This window comes from Sphingobacterium puteale, assembly GCF_050986225.1.
In the GTDB taxonomy this organism is placed as follows: Bacteria; Bacteroidota; Bacteroidia; order Sphingobacteriales; family Sphingobacteriaceae; genus Sphingobacterium; species Sphingobacterium puteale.
Window position 1 is genome coordinate 530,250 of sequence record NZ_CP158959.1, and the last position, 15,467, is coordinate 545,716.

The following is a 15,467-nucleotide window of genomic DNA, read 5'->3' on the forward strand; positions in this document are numbered from 1 at the left end:
CATGAAGAAATTAAGTCTAGTTCTTTTTATTATTTCTCTTGGGTTGGATGTTAATGGACAAATTGTTCCGGTAAAAAGAGATACAACGAGACGTTTGGGGGAAGTCAAAGTTGACGCTACGATCAAACGAAAGATCGAAAACGATATGAAGATGGCTGTCTCAGTTGATGAGTTTTTGGCTTCATCTGACAATATCAGCTTTATCAAGCGTGGAGCTTATGCATGGGAACCTTTACTGAACAACATGAGTACGGAGCGTTCTACGATCACGATTGATGGTATGCATGTTTTTGGTGCCTGCACGGATAAGATGGATCCCATTACTTCCTATGTGGAGAGCAATAACCTGTCCTCCATTGATATCAAGTCTGGTCAGGAGGGAAATATGCATGGGGCTACGGTAGCAGGAAGTATAGATCTAAAAAGGAGAAGTACCCCCTTTGGTCTACCTCAAAAAATAGGCGGAGCTTATCAGACAGGTTTCGAGTTTAACAATAAGCAAACATTTAACCTTGGAAGTCTATTCTATTCAACAGACAACTTTGTGGCTGATGGTAGTATTGCCTTTCGTAAAGCAGGTAATTATTATGACGGAAACAATAAGGAAGTACTGCACTCACAATATAATAAACTGAATGCATCATTGGGCTTAGCCTATAAGACAAGTGCACTTTCTGCTGTCAGGGTAGATGCGATATTTGACCGAGCAAAAGATGTTGGATTCCCGGCTTTGCCGATGGATCTGTGGTTATCACGGGCGATTATTACATCCGCATCCTATAAGCAATTGTTTGAGCAAGGTCTGGTAAAAGTATGGGATACCAAAGTTTATTTCAACGCTGTGGAACACTATATGGATGATACGACACGGCCGGAGAATTTGGTACACATGGATATGCCCGGATGGAGTACGACGTATGGATTGGTGTCAAAAATAAATTTAAAGAAAGACCGATATTCTTCAGAGGTACAGTTAAATGTTTATGATAATCTTTCGATAGCGGAAATGCGGATGTACCCTCAGGATCGTTCCAAACAGACCATGTTTGCTTATAGCTGGCCTTGGGTAACAACCCGTTTTGCAAGTGTCGCAACGAATAATTCCTGGGAAATTTCAGAAAGGAGTAAAGTGAATCTCGGTGGTTCGTTAGGCTGGAACTACAACTATTCCAAATATGTGGAATTTAACTGGATTTTTCATCCCGGAGCACCACAAAAAAAGAATAGATGGCTTCCGGGCCTACATGCCAGTTATGAGTTAAACTTAAATCAGTTTGATATTTCGTTAGGGACGGGTTTTGGCCATCGCGCGCCTTCCGTCTCCGAAGCTTATGGCTATTATATCTACAATAGCTTCGACCGTTACGATTATATCGGAAACCCCGATCTAAAGAATGAGATCTCTTATGAGGCCAATGCCAGTGTTGGATTCAAGACCGAGAAGCTAAGTATTGCTGCGAAAGTTAACTATTTCTACATCAACAATTATATCATCGGGCGAATTTTGAGTTTAGGAAGCCCCATGAATTATCAATCCGTGGGTGTAAAGGGCTATACTTCTTTAAATAAGGCTACGCTGTTTAATGCGGCTGTTAACGTAGGTTATAAAATCCTGGATAACCTGCATTGGAAAGCCATGTTCACCTATGCAAGAGGAAAGGATGATGAAGGCGGGAATCTACCTTTTATACGTCCGCTGAGTTATCAGACTTCACTGCATTATGGGTATAAAAGACTCGGCTTGCGGACCTCCTTAAACGGAGATTTTGCACAGACCAATTACAGCCCGATGTACGGTGAAGATCTAACGGGCGCCTACAAAATATGGAACCTATCTGCCGATTACACTTTCAGTCTCGGTAAGTTCAAGTCTGTCTTTCAGCTTGGGGCCGAGAACCTATTAAATGAATATTATAGTACCTATGCGGATTGGGGAAATATCCCCCGGATGGGACGGAACATTTTTACATCCCTAAAAGTCAATTTTTAAAAAAAAAATCAATCACATTCAAATAACGCATATCATGAAAAAATTAATGAACTATCTAATTTTATCTGCTGTTTCATTCGTAATGATTTCTTGTAGCAAAAATGATAATAATCCTGTTGCAAATAATGTCAGTTTACATTTTAACAACACATTTAAAGATAAAACCATTGTCCTTGGCGGAGCGACCTCCACTGATGCGTCAGTTAATACATCCGAAAAGGATCAGGTACACCGCCTATCCGAACTCAAATATGTTATCAGTAATATTCGGCTTGTCAAAGCTGATGGAACCGAGATTCCTTACAATGTAAATGACCTTGATAAAGGAGCTACTGTTGTGAATCAGGCCAAACCAGCTAGTCTGGACTATCTATTGACAAACATACCTGTAGGCGAATATCGTCAGCTCAAATTCGGATTAGGGGTAAAGCAAGAAATCAACACATTGGATCAGGTCAGGTTCCCGGTATTCTACGAAGCAGCGGGAGCCAACGATACCGATATGATGTGGCAATGGGCGACCGGCTATCGTTTTACAAAGATCGAAGGATTCTATGGTGTCGAAAATATTGCATTTAAGATCCATACGGGAAGTACCTTGAATGGAACTGGCGGTCAGCCTGAAACATATACACAGGGTGTAGATGCTTATCGCGATATCACCTTGAATCTAACGACTACTGCTTTTGTTGGGAATAATACTCCTAAGATTAAAATAAAAGCGGACTTTGATAAACTGTTGAGTGGCAGAACGAAAATAAGCCTAACGGCCAAAAATGCAACGACTCCGAGCAAGCATAGCGGCATGGAAGCAATGGAAATATTTGTAAATAATATAGGTGGTGATGGAAAAGAGGATAAAACCGGCATGTTTTCCGTCGAAAGTGTTGAAAATGACTAGCGGAAATATAAATTAACTACAAGGCCATCGGGAGCCGGGAAATTCAAATTTAGAACGCTACCCGATTCAGATGGTGGCCTTGTCTTGCTATAAAAATCTGCCCGCGCCCTGCTCGTCGATAGGGAACAACGATGGTATACTTGTCCTATTCCTATAACAAAACAATTTATTCCAATGAAAACAGTCATGTGTATCTTAAGTGTGTTGTTGATTGCATTGTCATGCAGTAAAGACGGTATGAAGGAATCCGTTGAAGCGGATAATCCTGAGATTTTTCTGCATATACCAGCCGGATTCCCCGGATTAAATAGTTCTGTTGCTGAGAATAGACCTACAAAATATGGCGTTGAATTGGGGGAGAAATTATTTCATGAAAAGAGGTTCAGTGGAAATAACACCATTTCATGTGCGAGTTGTCACAATCCTGCTCTTGCTTTTTCAGATGGAAAACAGCAGGCAGTTGGAATTTATGAACGGGTGGGACTTCGGAACACGCCCGCTGTTCAAAATATGGCGTTTATGAAGTTTTATAATTGGGATGGAAATATCCTGCAATTGGAAAAGCAGCCCCTTGTTCCGATCATAACACATGAGGAGATGAACTCTTCAATTCTGGAAGTGATCGGTAAGATTGGTACTGACGCCGATTACAGGGAATTATTTAAGAAAGCATTTGGCGATGCAAGTATAACAGCTGATCGAATTTATCGCAGTATTACACAATACGAGTACACCCTGATCTCTGCCAATAGTAAATATGATCGGGTAATAAGGAATGAAGGCGAGCGATTTACGGACATGGAAGAAATAGGATATGCAACATTCAAAAATAAATGTGCAAGTTGTCATGGCACCGCATTGTTTACTGATCAGAGTTTTAGAAATGTGGGCTTTCCAATGAACCCAAATCCTGAGGAGGTAGGCCGTGGTCGGGTTACCGGGCGTAGTGCTGATCAAATGGCTTTTCGTGTTCCCTCCTTAAGAAATGCTGCTTATACAGCACCTTATGGGAGTTTTGGCCAATTCCCGACCTTAAGATCCGTTTTGGATTATTTTGATAAAGGCGTACTTGAGGCAGAAAATCTTGATCCTATCCTAAAGGAAAATGGCAATCGCATTCCGTTAACGGAAAAGGAAAAAAAAGCTATTATCGCTTTTTTAGAAACTTTAAGTGATCCGGCATTTATTGGAAAGTAAAAACTGCTTACCTCAAATCATGTACATATTGATCATGCCTACCTCTCTAATAAAAGAGATCAATGAGCTGTTTTGCTTCGGCGACATCGTGGACACGCAATAGCTGTACCCCTCTTTCCAAGAGTAATGTATTCAATGCTGTCGTGCCATTGAGGGCATCCTGTGCTGTAATCCCCAATTTTTTATAAATCATGGATTTACGTGATATGCCACCTAAAATTGGAAGACCAAAATAGTGGAGCTCATTGACGCGGTATAATAATTCATAATTTTGGTCAATCGTTTTCGCAAAGCCGAATCCGGGATCCAGGATAATGTCCTTTACTCCCAAATCCCTTAACTTTGCTACACTTTCTCCTAGAAAGGTAGCAACATCTGTCACAATATCCGTATACTCCGTTTGCTTCTGCATATTTTCGGGAGTACCACGCATGTGCATGAGGATATAGGGCACTTGGTATTTGGCTACTGTGGCAAACATTTCCTCATCCAGCGTACCTCCCGAGACATCATTGACGATGTGTACACCTGCGTCAATAGCTTCGGCAGCGACATCTGCCCGAAAAGTGTCTATGGATAAGATGGCTTCTGGAAAAGCTTCTCTGATTGCCAGGATAGGAGGTAGTGCTCTGTCCATTTCTTCCTGGGAGGAGATTAATTGGGCACCCGGACGTGAAGAATAGGCTCCTATATCGAGGATTTGAGCACCCGCTGTTAAGAGACTACTTGCTTTTTCTAAGGCTTTCTCCACAGTGGTATTATCCCCACCGTCATAAAAGGAGTCGGGCGTAACATTGAGTATGCCCATCACAATAGGTTTCTCAAATGTCATTAGTTTTCCACCTACATTGATGGCTGGGGCAGTTGCTGTATGAAATTTTTTCATCTAATCACAAGTACGCCGTCAGCAACAATATTAATATCGTTTTTTGGCTGAGTAATCTGATTTATTTCGGATGGAGATTTACCAAGATCTTTTGCGGCATGTTGCAGTGATGCCACTGAGGTTTCTTTCTTTTTGGCTACACCTTCAACAACGACTGTTTTACCGATGATATCAGCAGGCATAAAGAATCCGTAGTCTTTAAAACGAACCATAATAGGTTCTTGCCCATCGCGCTGTAAGGTCATGAAACAACCCTTTTTCTTACAAACCTCGACTACCTTACCCTCAATTTTGCCAGTGAAAATACTTTTGTTACTTAGCTCTTTTTCTAGTTTACCAACAGAAATCGCCTTATCTGCCTGAATTTCCTTTCCATATTTTACGCCGGGCTTTGCGGAAGGAATCTCCTTTTTTTGCGCGTGTAGTTGTGTATTTATAGCAATTGCCAGGGCAAAAAATAAAATGATCTTTTTCATCCGTTTAAATTATTTATAATCTTTGGTCTCATCTGTATAAATGAACCCGTTTACCCGTTAAATTGATATTTTTAAGTATTCGTGAGCTCACATCGTTCGGTTCATGCCGCCTTTGACGGCTTCATCTTTACTTCGTTAGCACAAGCGTAATTTTCATGGTCTGTTTCTTTTAAGTCGTATTCAAGATCACAAAAACTGTTTCTTGCATTTCTACGTGTTAAAAAAACAGGAGAACTTTCTACTATTTTCGAATAAATTCAAATTTACCGCTCGGATCCAGTTTCATGATGGTAGACGATTTACCATCGGTTTTTACATGTCTATCGTAAGCGACAATATAGTCTACACCGGCCTTGATCTCCTCAGCGATTTCGTCAAAATCCTTGGCTGTTGGCTCACCACTGATATTGGCTGAAGTGGAGATGATAGGCTTACGGAAGCGCTGTAGAAGTTGCTCACAAAAAGGATGTTTGACAATTCGAATGCCAATCGAACCGTCCTCTGCGATGGCATTGGGGGCGAGATTTTTGGCATTCGAATAGACAATTGTCAATGGCTTGTCCGTATATTCGATAAGCTGATAAGCAACGTCCGGGATTTCGTTCACATAACTTGCCAATTGGTTGTCGTTATGTAAAAGGATGATCAGACTCTTGGATTTATCTCTTCCCTTCAATTGAAAGACTTTCTCTACAGCTTCCGGATTAGTAGCATCACAGCCTATTCCCCAGATCGTATCTGTTGGGTATAGGATTAATCCACCTGCTTTCAGCGTTTCCAACGCTTTGTTTAAATCCTCACGATCCACGAATGCGCTCATTTTTTTATTTCTTTAGTTCTGACGTGAATTTAGACAGCGACATTATGCTCACGTAAAGCATCATTCAATGAAGTTTTTTTATCGGTAGATTCTTTGCGTTGACCAATGATCAATGCACAAGGAACCTGATATTCGCCCGCAGCGAATTTTTTGGTGTAAGATCCAGGGATGACAACCGAGCGTGCAGGAACATAACCTTTATATTCGACAGGTTCAGGACCAGTAACATCAATAATTTTGGTTGATGCGGTCAATACGACATTAGCCCCTAATACTGCTTCTTTTTCTACACGGATTCCTTCAACAACGATTGCTCTTGATCCGATAAATACGTTGTCTTCAATGATAACAGGAGCAGCTTGAACAGGTTCAAGTACACCACCGATACCAACGCCGCCACTTAAGTGTACATGTTTACCGATTTGCGCACAGGAGCCTACTGTCGCCCAGGTATCTACCATTGTACCTTCATCGACATAGGCACCGATATTGACATAAGAAGGCATCATGATCACTCCTTTAGCTAAATACGCGCCCAGACGTGCAGAAGCACCTGGAACAACACGTACACCCGTGTGTTTGTAATCCGTTTTTAACTTCATTTTATCATGGAATACAAAAGGACCGGCCGTCATTTCACGCATATCATTGATCGGGAAATACAAGATCACAGCTTTCTTGATCCAGTCATTAACATGCCATCTCGTTCCGATCATTTCCGCTACCCGGATTTCACCGCTGTCCAGCTTCATGATCACTGTACGAATTGCTTCAGTATATTCTTTATACTCCAATAACTGTCTATCTTCCCAAGCTTCCTCAATCAATTTTTTAAGTGGCTCTACCATATTATTTGTTTGCTTATTTGAATTTGTTTATTTTGATGTACAAACTTAGATAAAGTTGCTTTTAAAAGCAACTTTATCGATCTCTCCTGTCATGAAGAAAATATTCGTCGGGGAAATATGTTAATTTTCGGTGGAAATACCACGATAATTCGCTAATATAACTATTTTTGAACTATGGCTGCAGCATCAGAAAAATTGAGAATTGATAAATATTTATGGTCGATAAGATTGTTTAAGACGCGAACTTTGGCAACTGAAGCCTGTAAGGCGGGCAGGGTCAAGCTGAAAGGTCAAAATATTAAACCTTCTTACGAAGTTAAAATCGGTGATGTCTATCATATTCAAAAAGGAATAGAAAAGAAAGTCGTTCAGGTGACCGGTCTTCTTGAACGTCGGGTGGATGCAAAAACTGCTGTTCAGTTTTATGAAGATCAGACCCCGGTGGAAGAGACCGTAGGCTACAAATCGGTGTTTCAGGCACCCGTACTTAAACGTGACCGCGGAACGGGAAGGCCCACGAAGAAAGATCGGCGTGAAATAGATGATTTACAGGCTTCAGACTGGTGGGATAAAGAAGATGAATAAGGCAAAAAACATTTCATTTCTTCGATAATTATTTGCATTTTAGGTTAGCTAAAGCTCTCTTCATAGGAGAGGCTTTAACACTGACCAAAATGCAAATTATTATGAGAGGTAGCATGCACGCACAAGCGCTGATGACACTAGCGCTCACCCTAAATCTATCACCGACTATTGCCAAGTCTGGAAATTCCATCTCCTCTGCCAATTACGGATATTCATTTTTAGGATTGCAACAAACTATTCGAGGAAAAATTCTCGATGAGCAGGGGCAGGCCATAGGTGGTGTCACCGTCAGAAATTTGACGGCAGGAACAACTGCACAGTCTGCTCCGGATGGCAATTTCAGTATTGCTGCAAAACCGGGAGATCAATTGGAGTTTTCCTCCATAGGCTTTGATCGGCAGACAGTATCTGTCAATGGTTCGGCTCCCTTAGCAATTACATTGGTAAATAGGAGTACGGTATTGGAAGATGTGACCGTGACAGGTTATACGAACTACTCCAGAAAGCAATCTGCCAATGTCTCAACCACTGTAAAAGCAAAAGATTTAGAGCAGGTACCTATGGCTTCGGTGGATCAGATGCTGCAGGGGCGCGTTCCGGGGATGAGTGTAATGGCAAGCTCGGGGCAACCTGGCGCTACCGCTTCTGTTGTCATACGGGGCGTCGGCTCGATAAACGGTATCTCGGATCCACTTTATGTGATTGATGGAATTCCTATTGCCACATCGGAACTGAAGAATTTTAGCGCAAATGATTTTGAATCTGTGAATGTACTGCGCGATGCAACAGGAAAATCGCTATACGGATCCAGAGGTTCAAACGGTGTCATTGTTATCACCACAAAAAAAGGTAAATCTGGTCAGTTAACGGTGAATTTTAATTCTCAATATGGTCTTTCCAAACTGACACGGCCTAAATTCCAGATGATGAATACGCAGCAACGTCTGCAATTTGAAGAAGAATTGGGGGCGTTTGTCGATCCGGATAATAATGAGGGTATAGGTCCTGGATGGACCTATTCGCCTAAAAATCCCGACGTAGCGGGTGGGACTGCAGCTTATAAAGCCCGGGCCGCTCAAATTTTGGATAGTTTGAGAGGAATTAATGTTGACTGGCGTGGTTACTTCTTTCGCAACGGAAAGTTTATGGATCAGCAGGTGAATGTCAGTGGAGGCGGGGAGCATGTACGGTTTTATAGCAGTGCGGGATACTATAAACAGGAAGGTGTTGCCGTTCGATCTGGTCTTGATCGTTATACCTTGAAAAATAACCTAGATTTTGACAAAGGGAAGCTTTCAGGGGGGGTAAATGTAACCCTAGGCTATACAAATTCGAAATTTACTGAAGGTGTAGGAGCTTCACGCGTCGGATCGTCTATGGCATCAGTTTATTATGCACTACCTTATGAATATCCTTATGCACCGGACGGAACGCTCATTCATTTTGGTAACGAAGATGATTACTTTATTTTAGATCAGCGTGAGGGGAGTGCAGGATTGGAGCGTCTGCTCAATTCAAGTAGTTCTTCTGAATTATTTAATACCAATGTTGGTCTCAACCTAAATTATCAGTTGCTACCAACTTTAAAAGTCCATACGCGACTGGGGATAGATTATAATACAACTACCGGCCAAGATTATATCAATCCGGATTCTTATTACGGATCAAGGGATCGAGATCCGACACTTGGTGGAAAGGGACTATTCGCAGAAGACAATCTCCGCTCTACCAATGTGATCAGTACCACAGGATTAACCTATCAAAATACTTTTTACGAAAGGCATAATTTGGAGCTCTCGGCTTATTTTGAATATTTATATCGCCGTAACCGCGCCTTTGGCTACAAAGGTTACGGCATTGACAGTCGTCTGCCCGAGAATCCGAACGGTGTAACCGTAAGTCCGGCCTATTTACCTGCAATTTTGGGCGGCCGTACGAAATACGCATTGGCTTCATATATGGCCTTGGGAAGGTATACCTATGACAATCGTTATTCGTTGACGGCAAGTTATCGTTATGATGGCTCTTCCCGTGTAGCGGAGGCGAATCGTTGGCATGGTTTCTATTCTTTCGGCGCCAATTGGAATATCAAGGAAGAAGAATTCCTGAAGTCCAATGAATTCATACAAGGTCTATCCCTACGGGCGAGTTATGGCACCACGGCCAGTACAATCAACGGTGATTTCAATTATTTAGCAACTTTTAGAAAGGATATTACCTATGGCGGTGAAACAGCAATTCGTCCTTATGATCCCGGAAACCCAAATTATGACTGGGAATATGTGGATGAATTCAATGCTGGATTTGATTTGGAGCTTTTTCCATCAAAGCGGCTTCGTGTTGCCATGGATTATTATAATAAAATAACCAAGAATATGTTTTTTGATCAGCCGATTTCCCTGACATCGGGATTCTTGGATCGTAAGCTACCATTGAGCACGGGCAAGATGCGTAATAGGGGGCTGGAAATGAGCTTGTCCGGTGATGTTGTTAAGACGGCAGATTGGGGGCTGACGTTAGGAGTCAATGCCTCCTATAATAAGAATACCATATTATATCTTTCTGATGCATTGACAGAGGTTTTAGATGGAGATACACGTATCATGCGCGTTGGACTGCCTTATGGGACCTACTATGCGCCCGAGTGGGCAGGGGTTAATCCCCAAACGGGCGATGCGCAGTATTATAACCGTGACGGTAGTATCACGACCGAATACGACGAAACTGCACAGGCGGTTACAAAATCCGGAAGCATGTTTCCAAAATGGGTGGGGGGATTTAACACAACTATCCGCTGGAAAAACCTTTCGTTGGACGCCTTGTTTGCATTCGTTAGTGACGTTCGCCGTTGGAATAACGAGGATTTTTATAACGAAAATTCCGGCTATATGACGAGTAATCAAAGTATACGCATGCTGTCGGATCGCTGGAAACAACCGGGGGATAATGCCATTTTACAGCGAATTGATATACCGCGCAATTATACTTCGAAGGATATCCAGGATGCTTCTTTCCTAAGGTTGCGGAATGTGAATTTGGTTTATCAGTTTCCGAAGACTTTGTTTGGGGACCAAAAGGTAATTAAAGGAGCCCGAATTTTCTTTCAGGGGCAAAATTTATTGACCTGGACGTCCTGGAGGGGGCTTGATCCCGAAAATAGTGAAGGGATAAGTCGTTTTAACTATCCTGCTCCAAGAACATATACAGCAGGATTCAGTGTTAACTTTTAAAAAGATTACGGTAATGAAATCATTTAAAAATATATTAGTAATCGGCCTCTTTACTGTTGGTTTGTCGACTTTCTATTCCTGCAACAAATTAGATCTGAAACCTTCAGATACCATTGATCCTGAAAAGGCTTACCGTAATCTGGAAGACATCGATATGGCCATCAAAGGAGCTTACGCAGGGATGACCTATACGATCATCGGAAATAGCGTGGTTGTCTCGGACGAAGCGATTTACCCCTCGGAAAATACAGTTGGCAATGTGAGTGCATACCGCTGGCAGTATACTGCTTCAAGTTCCTCTGTGACGAGTGCATTTGGCGAGTATTATGTTGTCATAGATCGCGCGAACCGCGCTTTGGCAGGACTCGAAAAATTAGAGAAAGTGGATGCTGATAAGAGGAAGCATTACCAGGGCGAATTGCTTGCTATCCGTGCTTTTGCTCATGTTGAGCTTTTGAGAGCATATGCAGCAGGCTATGAGCCTACAGCATTGGGAATTCCCTATATGTTGAAGTCTGAAATTGGACATCCCCCACGCAAAACAGTTGCCGAAGTCATCAGCTTGGCCCAAAAGGACATTAATGACGCTTTGGGCTTAATTGGCGATGAAGAGGCTGTTTACCGCTTTTCTAAGACTGGTTTGTATGCATTGCAGGCAAGAACAGCTTTATATGCAAAAGATTGGACCTTGGCAATTGCTGCTTCATCAAAGGTCATCGCAGAAAAACCATTGGCTGACAGGAGCTCCTTTCCGAAAATATGGTCGGACGAGAGCTCCAATGAGGTTGTTTTTTCGTTGCGTAGGACAGCCGCTGATCTCCCCAAAGACGACGATTCTCCGGCTGAAGGACCTATTGGGGCGATGTTCTTTAGGCAGGATGGTGAAATAGCACTTTATACACCTTCAAATAAGTTACTTGCTCTATTTGATAAGAATAAAGATATACGTTTTAGTAGTTATGTCCTCAACGATCCCAATCGGGGAGCTGGTAAACAACAGTATTTAATAGGAAAGTACCTGGGGCGTAAAGACGATGATGCGACGGCAGGTTTGGTTGACGTAAAACTATTTAGAACAGGCGAGATGTATTTAATCCGGGCGGAGGCCAATGCGGAGACGAATAAGCTCAATGAGGCAAATAATGATCTGAATGTGTTGCGGAAAGCTCGAATCCAAGATTATCAAAATCAAGTCATCGCTTCCAAAGATGAACTTATTGACGCTATTTTAGTGGAACGTTATAAGGAGCTGGCATTTGAAGGACATCGTTTTTTTGATCTAAAAAGAAGAAAAATGCCTGTCCGTCGAGGGGCGCAAGATGCTGTAAATACCGCGGGAGCACTATTGTTGGAGTCAACAAAAGCGCAATACAATTTTCCTATTCCTGCGGATGAAATATTTGTCAACAAAAATATGGTTCAAAATCCAGGTTATACAAAATAATAAAATGAAGATACATGCAATGATGGCGGTGATTATGGGTACTGCTGCGGCGACGCTTTCCTGTAGTCACAATGATAGAATGGAAACACAAGATATGGCGAAAGAACAATTTGTTCTGGCAATTCATGGTGGGGCTGGGACAATTTTGAAAAAAAATATGACTGACTCCATGGAGCGGGCTTATCAAACAGTTTTGGAGCAGGCTTTACAAGCTGGTTATAAACAATTAAAGCAAGGAAATTCAAGCTTGGACGCCGTTGAACAGGCTATTCATGTGATGGAAGATTCTCCCTTGTTTAATGCGGGAAAGGGAGCCGTTTTTACGAACGCCGGGAAAAATGAACTGGATGCTTCTATTATGGACGGAAAGACCTTAGCTGCCGGTGCAGTTGCTGGAGTTACAACCATCAGAAACCCAATTTCCGCAGCGCGTGCGGTGATGGAAAAATCTGAACATGTCATGATGGTAGGCAAAGGAGCCGAAGAGTTTGCCAAAGAAGCGGGTTTGCAGCTGGTGGATCCATCTTACTTCTGGACTAAAATGCGTTGGGATGCATTGCAACAAGTTAAAAAAGAAGACAGTACTAAAATGCAGCTAGATCATGATCAAAAGCAGAGTTCGCGTTTGGGGATTCTTAACAGGGATTCTAAATTTGGAACGGTCGGTTGTGTCGCATTGGATCATCAGGGAAATTTAGCCGCGGGGACTTCAACAGGCGGAATGACAAACAAAAAATTTGGACGTGTAGGCGATTCTCCAATTATTGGTGCTGGAACTTATGCAAATAATATGACTTGTGCTGTTTCCTGCACTGGATGGGGCGAATTCTATATTCGTAATGTTGCGGCATATTCTGTTTCTGCTTTAATGGAATATAAAGGAGACAATGTATGGCAAGCTGGTCAAGCGGTCATTGACAGGATCGGCAAGATGGGCGGCGATGGTGGAATGATCGTTATGGATAAAGAGGGGCATGTCGCGATGCCATTTAATACTGAAGGGATGTATAGAGGAACTGTAACCAAGGATGGTAAGATAAAAGTAGAAATTTATAAATAATCAAACATATCATAGAGGGATAGCTGTCATGAAAAAGTTATTGTGTATTATAGTGGTCGTGGTGCTGTGCTCTTTCACCAGCCAAAAGTCAAAGATTCCACCTAAAGGGACACTGTTTGTTATCGGTGGCGGGCATAAGGATGAGCACCTGATGGAAGCTTTGGTGCAGGCGGCCCAGCTCTCGTCAAAGGACTATATTATGATCTTGCCAATGGCTTCAACTTTGCCCGAAGAGTCTGTTGAGGATATGGTAAAGCAACTGAAGGAGGTGACAAAAAATAAGGTTACCAGTATCAATTTTTCAAAATCAGATGCGGAAAATAAGCGTCTGGTTGATTCTGTCCGTAACGCTAAATTGATCTATATCACCGGCGGAGATCAAAACCGCTTCATGTCGATCGTCGCGAATACGGCGTTGTTCGATGCGATCCATGCGGCCTACCAGCAAGGGGCATGTATTGCCGGCACAAGTGCTGGTGCTGCTATTATGAGCGAGACAATGATTACGGGGAATCAATTAAAAGATACGGTCTATCGACCTACTTTCAATAGGTTGGAACATCAAAATTTAGAGACCGCCAAAGGTCTGGGCTTGATTAAGACTGCGATTATAGATCAGCATTTTGTAAAGAGAAGTCGATATAATCGACTTTTTACCGCCTTAGCGGAGTTCCCTGACAAGACCTGTATCGGGATTGATGAGGGAACTGCTATTATAGTTCGGCAGAATACGGTGAAAGTGGTTGGAGAATCCCTAGTCATCGTTGCCAAAAATCCGCGTGGATTAAAGAAGAAATCCAATGGAATGATCACTTGGGATAATCTCACGCTGAGTGCCTATGATGAAGGTGCAATGTTTAAGCTAAAATAACTAAAGGTATTTTTCGATTTCATCAAATTGAATATCCCCATGTGACGCATCGTAAAGACTGTTTTTACCCTCGACAATAAGGAGTTGGGGAGATTGATGCTCAATATTCCACCGTTGTGCAATTTCATTCGAAAGGGCGCGGTAGCGCAACAGGTCTAACAGGTAAATGGAATATTCCTGATCAGATGTATTTGACATACGTTCTAAACTGCGTTTTGCCATGTTGCTGATCCCGCAGGTTGTGCTGTGTTTAAATATAGCGGTGACTTTATTCGAACGATAAAGTTCCTGTAATTGTTCTTCTGTATTTAATTCTATCCAATTAATCATAACTATAGTTCTTTAAATTTTTTCTGTTCCACTTGTACAAACGAAGATATAGAAGAAAATACGCACGTTCTCTTATCATTGTTTGTGGAGTTGAATAAGCTGGGTAGGCGAATGCCATCACCGATCTCTTTGTATTTACTTACCTCATAACTGATTTTTTCAGTTTTATAGGTGTAATCATAACGCGTAATCTCACCGGTATTTTGATCGACATAAACTAAACCATCTAGTTTTAACCCAAAGATTGGCGCCGATGAGGTAATACTTGCGACGGTTAGCTTTTGTCCCCCAACAAATTGTTCTTCCTGATTTTTAAGCTGGATGCTTTTTTGCTCAATAAGTGTTGGTAACAATAGTAGATTTAAATCGGTAAAGAGCTGATTTTTTATAGCTTTCTTTACTTCCTGACCATCCGTTGCGACATTGCCACCAATAAAAAGCTTATCTGTGCCGCTGCCTTTGAAATTGAATAAATAGGTCACCTGATCAGAGCCATTATACCCATCGAATCTACATTCCCCAGTTGTCCGGTTAAAGAGGAATTTACGTTCTTCATTGGACAGCTCTTCAGATACGGTATTTCCCTTCGCTGAAAAAGCCAAGAATTGCAGGGAATCCCATTTGTCTTGGCCACCAATACTACGCCAGATCTGTTTGTTTAAGCTATCATCCTGAGCCGACAGATGTGCCTGGCAGAGTATTGATAGCATAAATATCAAAAGTATGTTCGATAATGTTTTCATAATCATATCTAAAAAATAAAAATCGATTAATAAGATATTACCATACTTTATTAATCGATTTATTTAAAATAAAAGTACTTGTGCTT

14 protein-coding genes are annotated in these 15,467 nt (G+C 41.9%); 8 read left to right on the forward strand and 6 right to left on the reverse strand.

What is annotated here, in order from left to right; genetic code table 11:
• Position 1 precedes the first annotated feature (1 nt).
• The 3 genes from ABTV71_RS02040 to ABTV71_RS02050 all read left to right on the forward strand — a co-directional run bounded on the left by ABTV71_RS02040 (position 2) and on the right by ABTV71_RS02050 (position 4,088).
• Entirely contained in the window at positions 2-1,990 is a 1,989-nt protein-coding gene (locus ABTV71_RS02040; protein WP_433902135.1) for a TonB-dependent receptor plug domain-containing protein, read from the forward strand.
• Between the two features lie 34 nt (positions 1,991-2,024).
• The gene (locus ABTV71_RS02045) at positions 2,025-2,891 is read left to right on the forward strand and encodes an MbnP family protein (RefSeq protein WP_121124282.1); all 867 of its coding nucleotides are present in this window, start codon (positions 2,025-2,027) and stop codon (positions 2,889-2,891) included.
• Positions 2,892-3,065: 174 nt separating this feature from the next.
• Positions 3,066-4,088, forward strand: coding sequence for a cytochrome-c peroxidase (locus ABTV71_RS02050; RefSeq protein ID WP_433902136.1), 1,023 nt, complete (start codon positions 3,066-3,068; stop codon positions 4,086-4,088).
• Positions 4,089-4,134: 46 nt separating this feature from the next.
• Here the strand turns inward: ABTV71_RS02050 and folP are convergent, their stop codons facing one another.
• From folP to ABTV71_RS02070, 4 genes are all read right to left on the reverse strand, one after another.
• Positions 4,135-4,974 (reverse strand): dihydropteroate synthase, encoded by an 840-nt coding sequence (gene folP, locus ABTV71_RS02055; RefSeq protein WP_121124286.1) that lies wholly within the window; start codon positions 4,972-4,974, stop codon positions 4,135-4,137.
• Positions 4,971-5,450, reverse strand: a complete 480-nt coding sequence (locus ABTV71_RS02060) for a DUF4920 domain-containing protein (RefSeq protein WP_433902137.1) — start codon at positions 5,448-5,450, stop codon at positions 4,971-4,973. The genes folP and ABTV71_RS02060 overlap by 4 nt, the downstream gene beginning before the upstream one ends.
• A 241-nt stretch (positions 5,451-5,691) precedes the next feature.
• Positions 5,692-6,270, reverse strand: coding sequence for an L-threonylcarbamoyladenylate synthase (locus ABTV71_RS02065; protein ID WP_433902138.1), 579 nt, complete (start codon positions 6,268-6,270; stop codon positions 5,692-5,694).
• Between the two features lie 29 nt (positions 6,271-6,299).
• Complete coding sequence (locus ABTV71_RS02070; protein ID WP_108636324.1) at positions 6,300-7,118, reverse strand: 2,3,4,5-tetrahydropyridine-2,6-dicarboxylate N-succinyltransferase; 819 nt, start codon at positions 7,116-7,118, stop codon at positions 6,300-6,302.
• Positions 7,119-7,292: 174 nt separating this feature from the next.
• On the opposite strand from ABTV71_RS02070, the gene ABTV71_RS02075 reads away from it, so the two are divergent.
• The 5 genes from ABTV71_RS02075 to ABTV71_RS02095 all read left to right on the forward strand — a co-directional run bounded on the left by ABTV71_RS02075 (position 7,293) and on the right by ABTV71_RS02095 (position 14,308).
• Complete coding sequence (locus ABTV71_RS02075) at positions 7,293-7,703, forward strand: RNA-binding S4 domain-containing protein (RefSeq protein WP_108636323.1); 411 nt, start codon at positions 7,293-7,295, stop codon at positions 7,701-7,703.
• An 89-nt stretch (positions 7,704-7,792) separates the two neighbouring features.
• Entirely contained in the window at positions 7,793-10,933 is a 3,141-nt protein-coding gene (locus tag ABTV71_RS02080) for a SusC/RagA family TonB-linked outer membrane protein (RefSeq protein WP_433902139.1), read from the forward strand.
• A 13-nt stretch (positions 10,934-10,946) separates the two neighbouring features.
• Positions 10,947-12,377 carry a RagB/SusD family nutrient uptake outer membrane protein gene (locus tag ABTV71_RS02085; RefSeq protein WP_433902140.1) on the forward strand — a complete coding sequence of 477 codons (1,431 nt, stop codon included), beginning with the start codon at positions 10,947-10,949 and terminating at the stop codon, positions 12,375-12,377.
• A gap of 4 nt (positions 12,378-12,381) precedes the next feature.
• Positions 12,382-13,437: an isoaspartyl peptidase/L-asparaginase family protein gene (locus tag ABTV71_RS02090; RefSeq protein ID WP_433902141.1), complete on the forward strand. Its 1,056-nt coding sequence runs from the start codon at positions 12,382-12,384 to the stop codon at positions 13,435-13,437.
• Between the two features lie 28 nt (positions 13,438-13,465).
• The gene (locus ABTV71_RS02095) at positions 13,466-14,308 is read left to right on the forward strand and encodes a cyanophycinase (protein WP_121124295.1); all 843 of its coding nucleotides are present in this window, start codon (positions 13,466-13,468) and stop codon (positions 14,306-14,308) included.
• Here ABTV71_RS02095 and ytxJ read toward each other — a convergent pair whose 3' ends face one another.
• Positions 14,309-14,638 carry a bacillithiol system redox-active protein YtxJ gene (gene ytxJ, locus ABTV71_RS02100; protein ID WP_121124297.1) on the reverse strand — a complete coding sequence of 110 codons (330 nt, stop codon included), beginning with the start codon at positions 14,636-14,638 and terminating at the stop codon, positions 14,309-14,311.
• A gap of 2 nt (positions 14,639-14,640) precedes the next feature.
• Positions 14,641-15,381, reverse strand: a complete 741-nt coding sequence (locus ABTV71_RS02105) for a hypothetical protein (protein ID WP_433902142.1) — start codon at positions 15,379-15,381, stop codon at positions 14,641-14,643.
• Positions 15,382-15,467 lie beyond the last annotated feature (86 nt).

What these genes read in the sequence shown, in the direction of transcription:
- ABTV71_RS02040 (WP_433902135.1), top strand. Translation starts at nt 2, where the DNA reads ATGAAGAAATTAAGTCTAGTTCTTTTTATTATTTCTCTTGGGTTGGAT.
- ABTV71_RS02045 (WP_121124282.1), top strand. Translation starts at nt 2,025, where the DNA reads ATGAAAAAATTAATGAACTATCTAATTTTATCTGCTGTTTCATTCGTA.
- ABTV71_RS02050 (WP_433902136.1), top strand. Translation starts at nt 3,066, where the DNA reads ATGAAAACAGTCATGTGTATCTTAAGTGTGTTGTTGATTGCATTGTCA.
- folP (WP_121124286.1), bottom strand. Translation starts at nt 4,974, where the DNA reads ATGAAAAAATTTCATACAGCAACTGCCCCAGCCATCAATGTAGGTGGA.
- ABTV71_RS02060 (WP_433902137.1), bottom strand. Translation starts at nt 5,450, where the DNA reads ATGAAAAAGATCATTTTATTTTTTGCCCTGGCAATTGCTATAAATACA.
- ABTV71_RS02065 (WP_433902138.1), bottom strand. Translation starts at nt 6,270, where the DNA reads ATGAGCGCATTCGTGGATCGTGAGGATTTAAACAAAGCGTTGGAAACG.
- ABTV71_RS02070 (WP_108636324.1), bottom strand. Translation starts at nt 7,118, where the DNA reads ATGGTAGAGCCACTTAAAAAATTGATTGAGGAAGCTTGGGAAGATAGA.
- ABTV71_RS02075 (WP_108636323.1), top strand. Translation starts at nt 7,293, where the DNA reads ATGGCTGCAGCATCAGAAAAATTGAGAATTGATAAATATTTATGGTCG.
- ABTV71_RS02080 (WP_433902139.1), top strand. Translation starts at nt 7,793, where the DNA reads ATGCAAATTATTATGAGAGGTAGCATGCACGCACAAGCGCTGATGACA.
- ABTV71_RS02085 (WP_433902140.1), top strand. Translation starts at nt 10,947, where the DNA reads ATGAAATCATTTAAAAATATATTAGTAATCGGCCTCTTTACTGTTGGT.
- ABTV71_RS02090 (WP_433902141.1), top strand. Translation starts at nt 12,382, where the DNA reads ATGAAGATACATGCAATGATGGCGGTGATTATGGGTACTGCTGCGGCG.
- ABTV71_RS02095 (WP_121124295.1), top strand. Translation starts at nt 13,466, where the DNA reads ATGAAAAAGTTATTGTGTATTATAGTGGTCGTGGTGCTGTGCTCTTTC.
- ytxJ (WP_121124297.1), bottom strand. Translation starts at nt 14,638, where the DNA reads ATGATTAATTGGATAGAATTAAATACAGAAGAACAATTACAGGAACTT.
- ABTV71_RS02105 (WP_433902142.1), bottom strand. Translation starts at nt 15,381, where the DNA reads ATGAAAACATTATCGAACATACTTTTGATATTTATGCTATCAATACTC.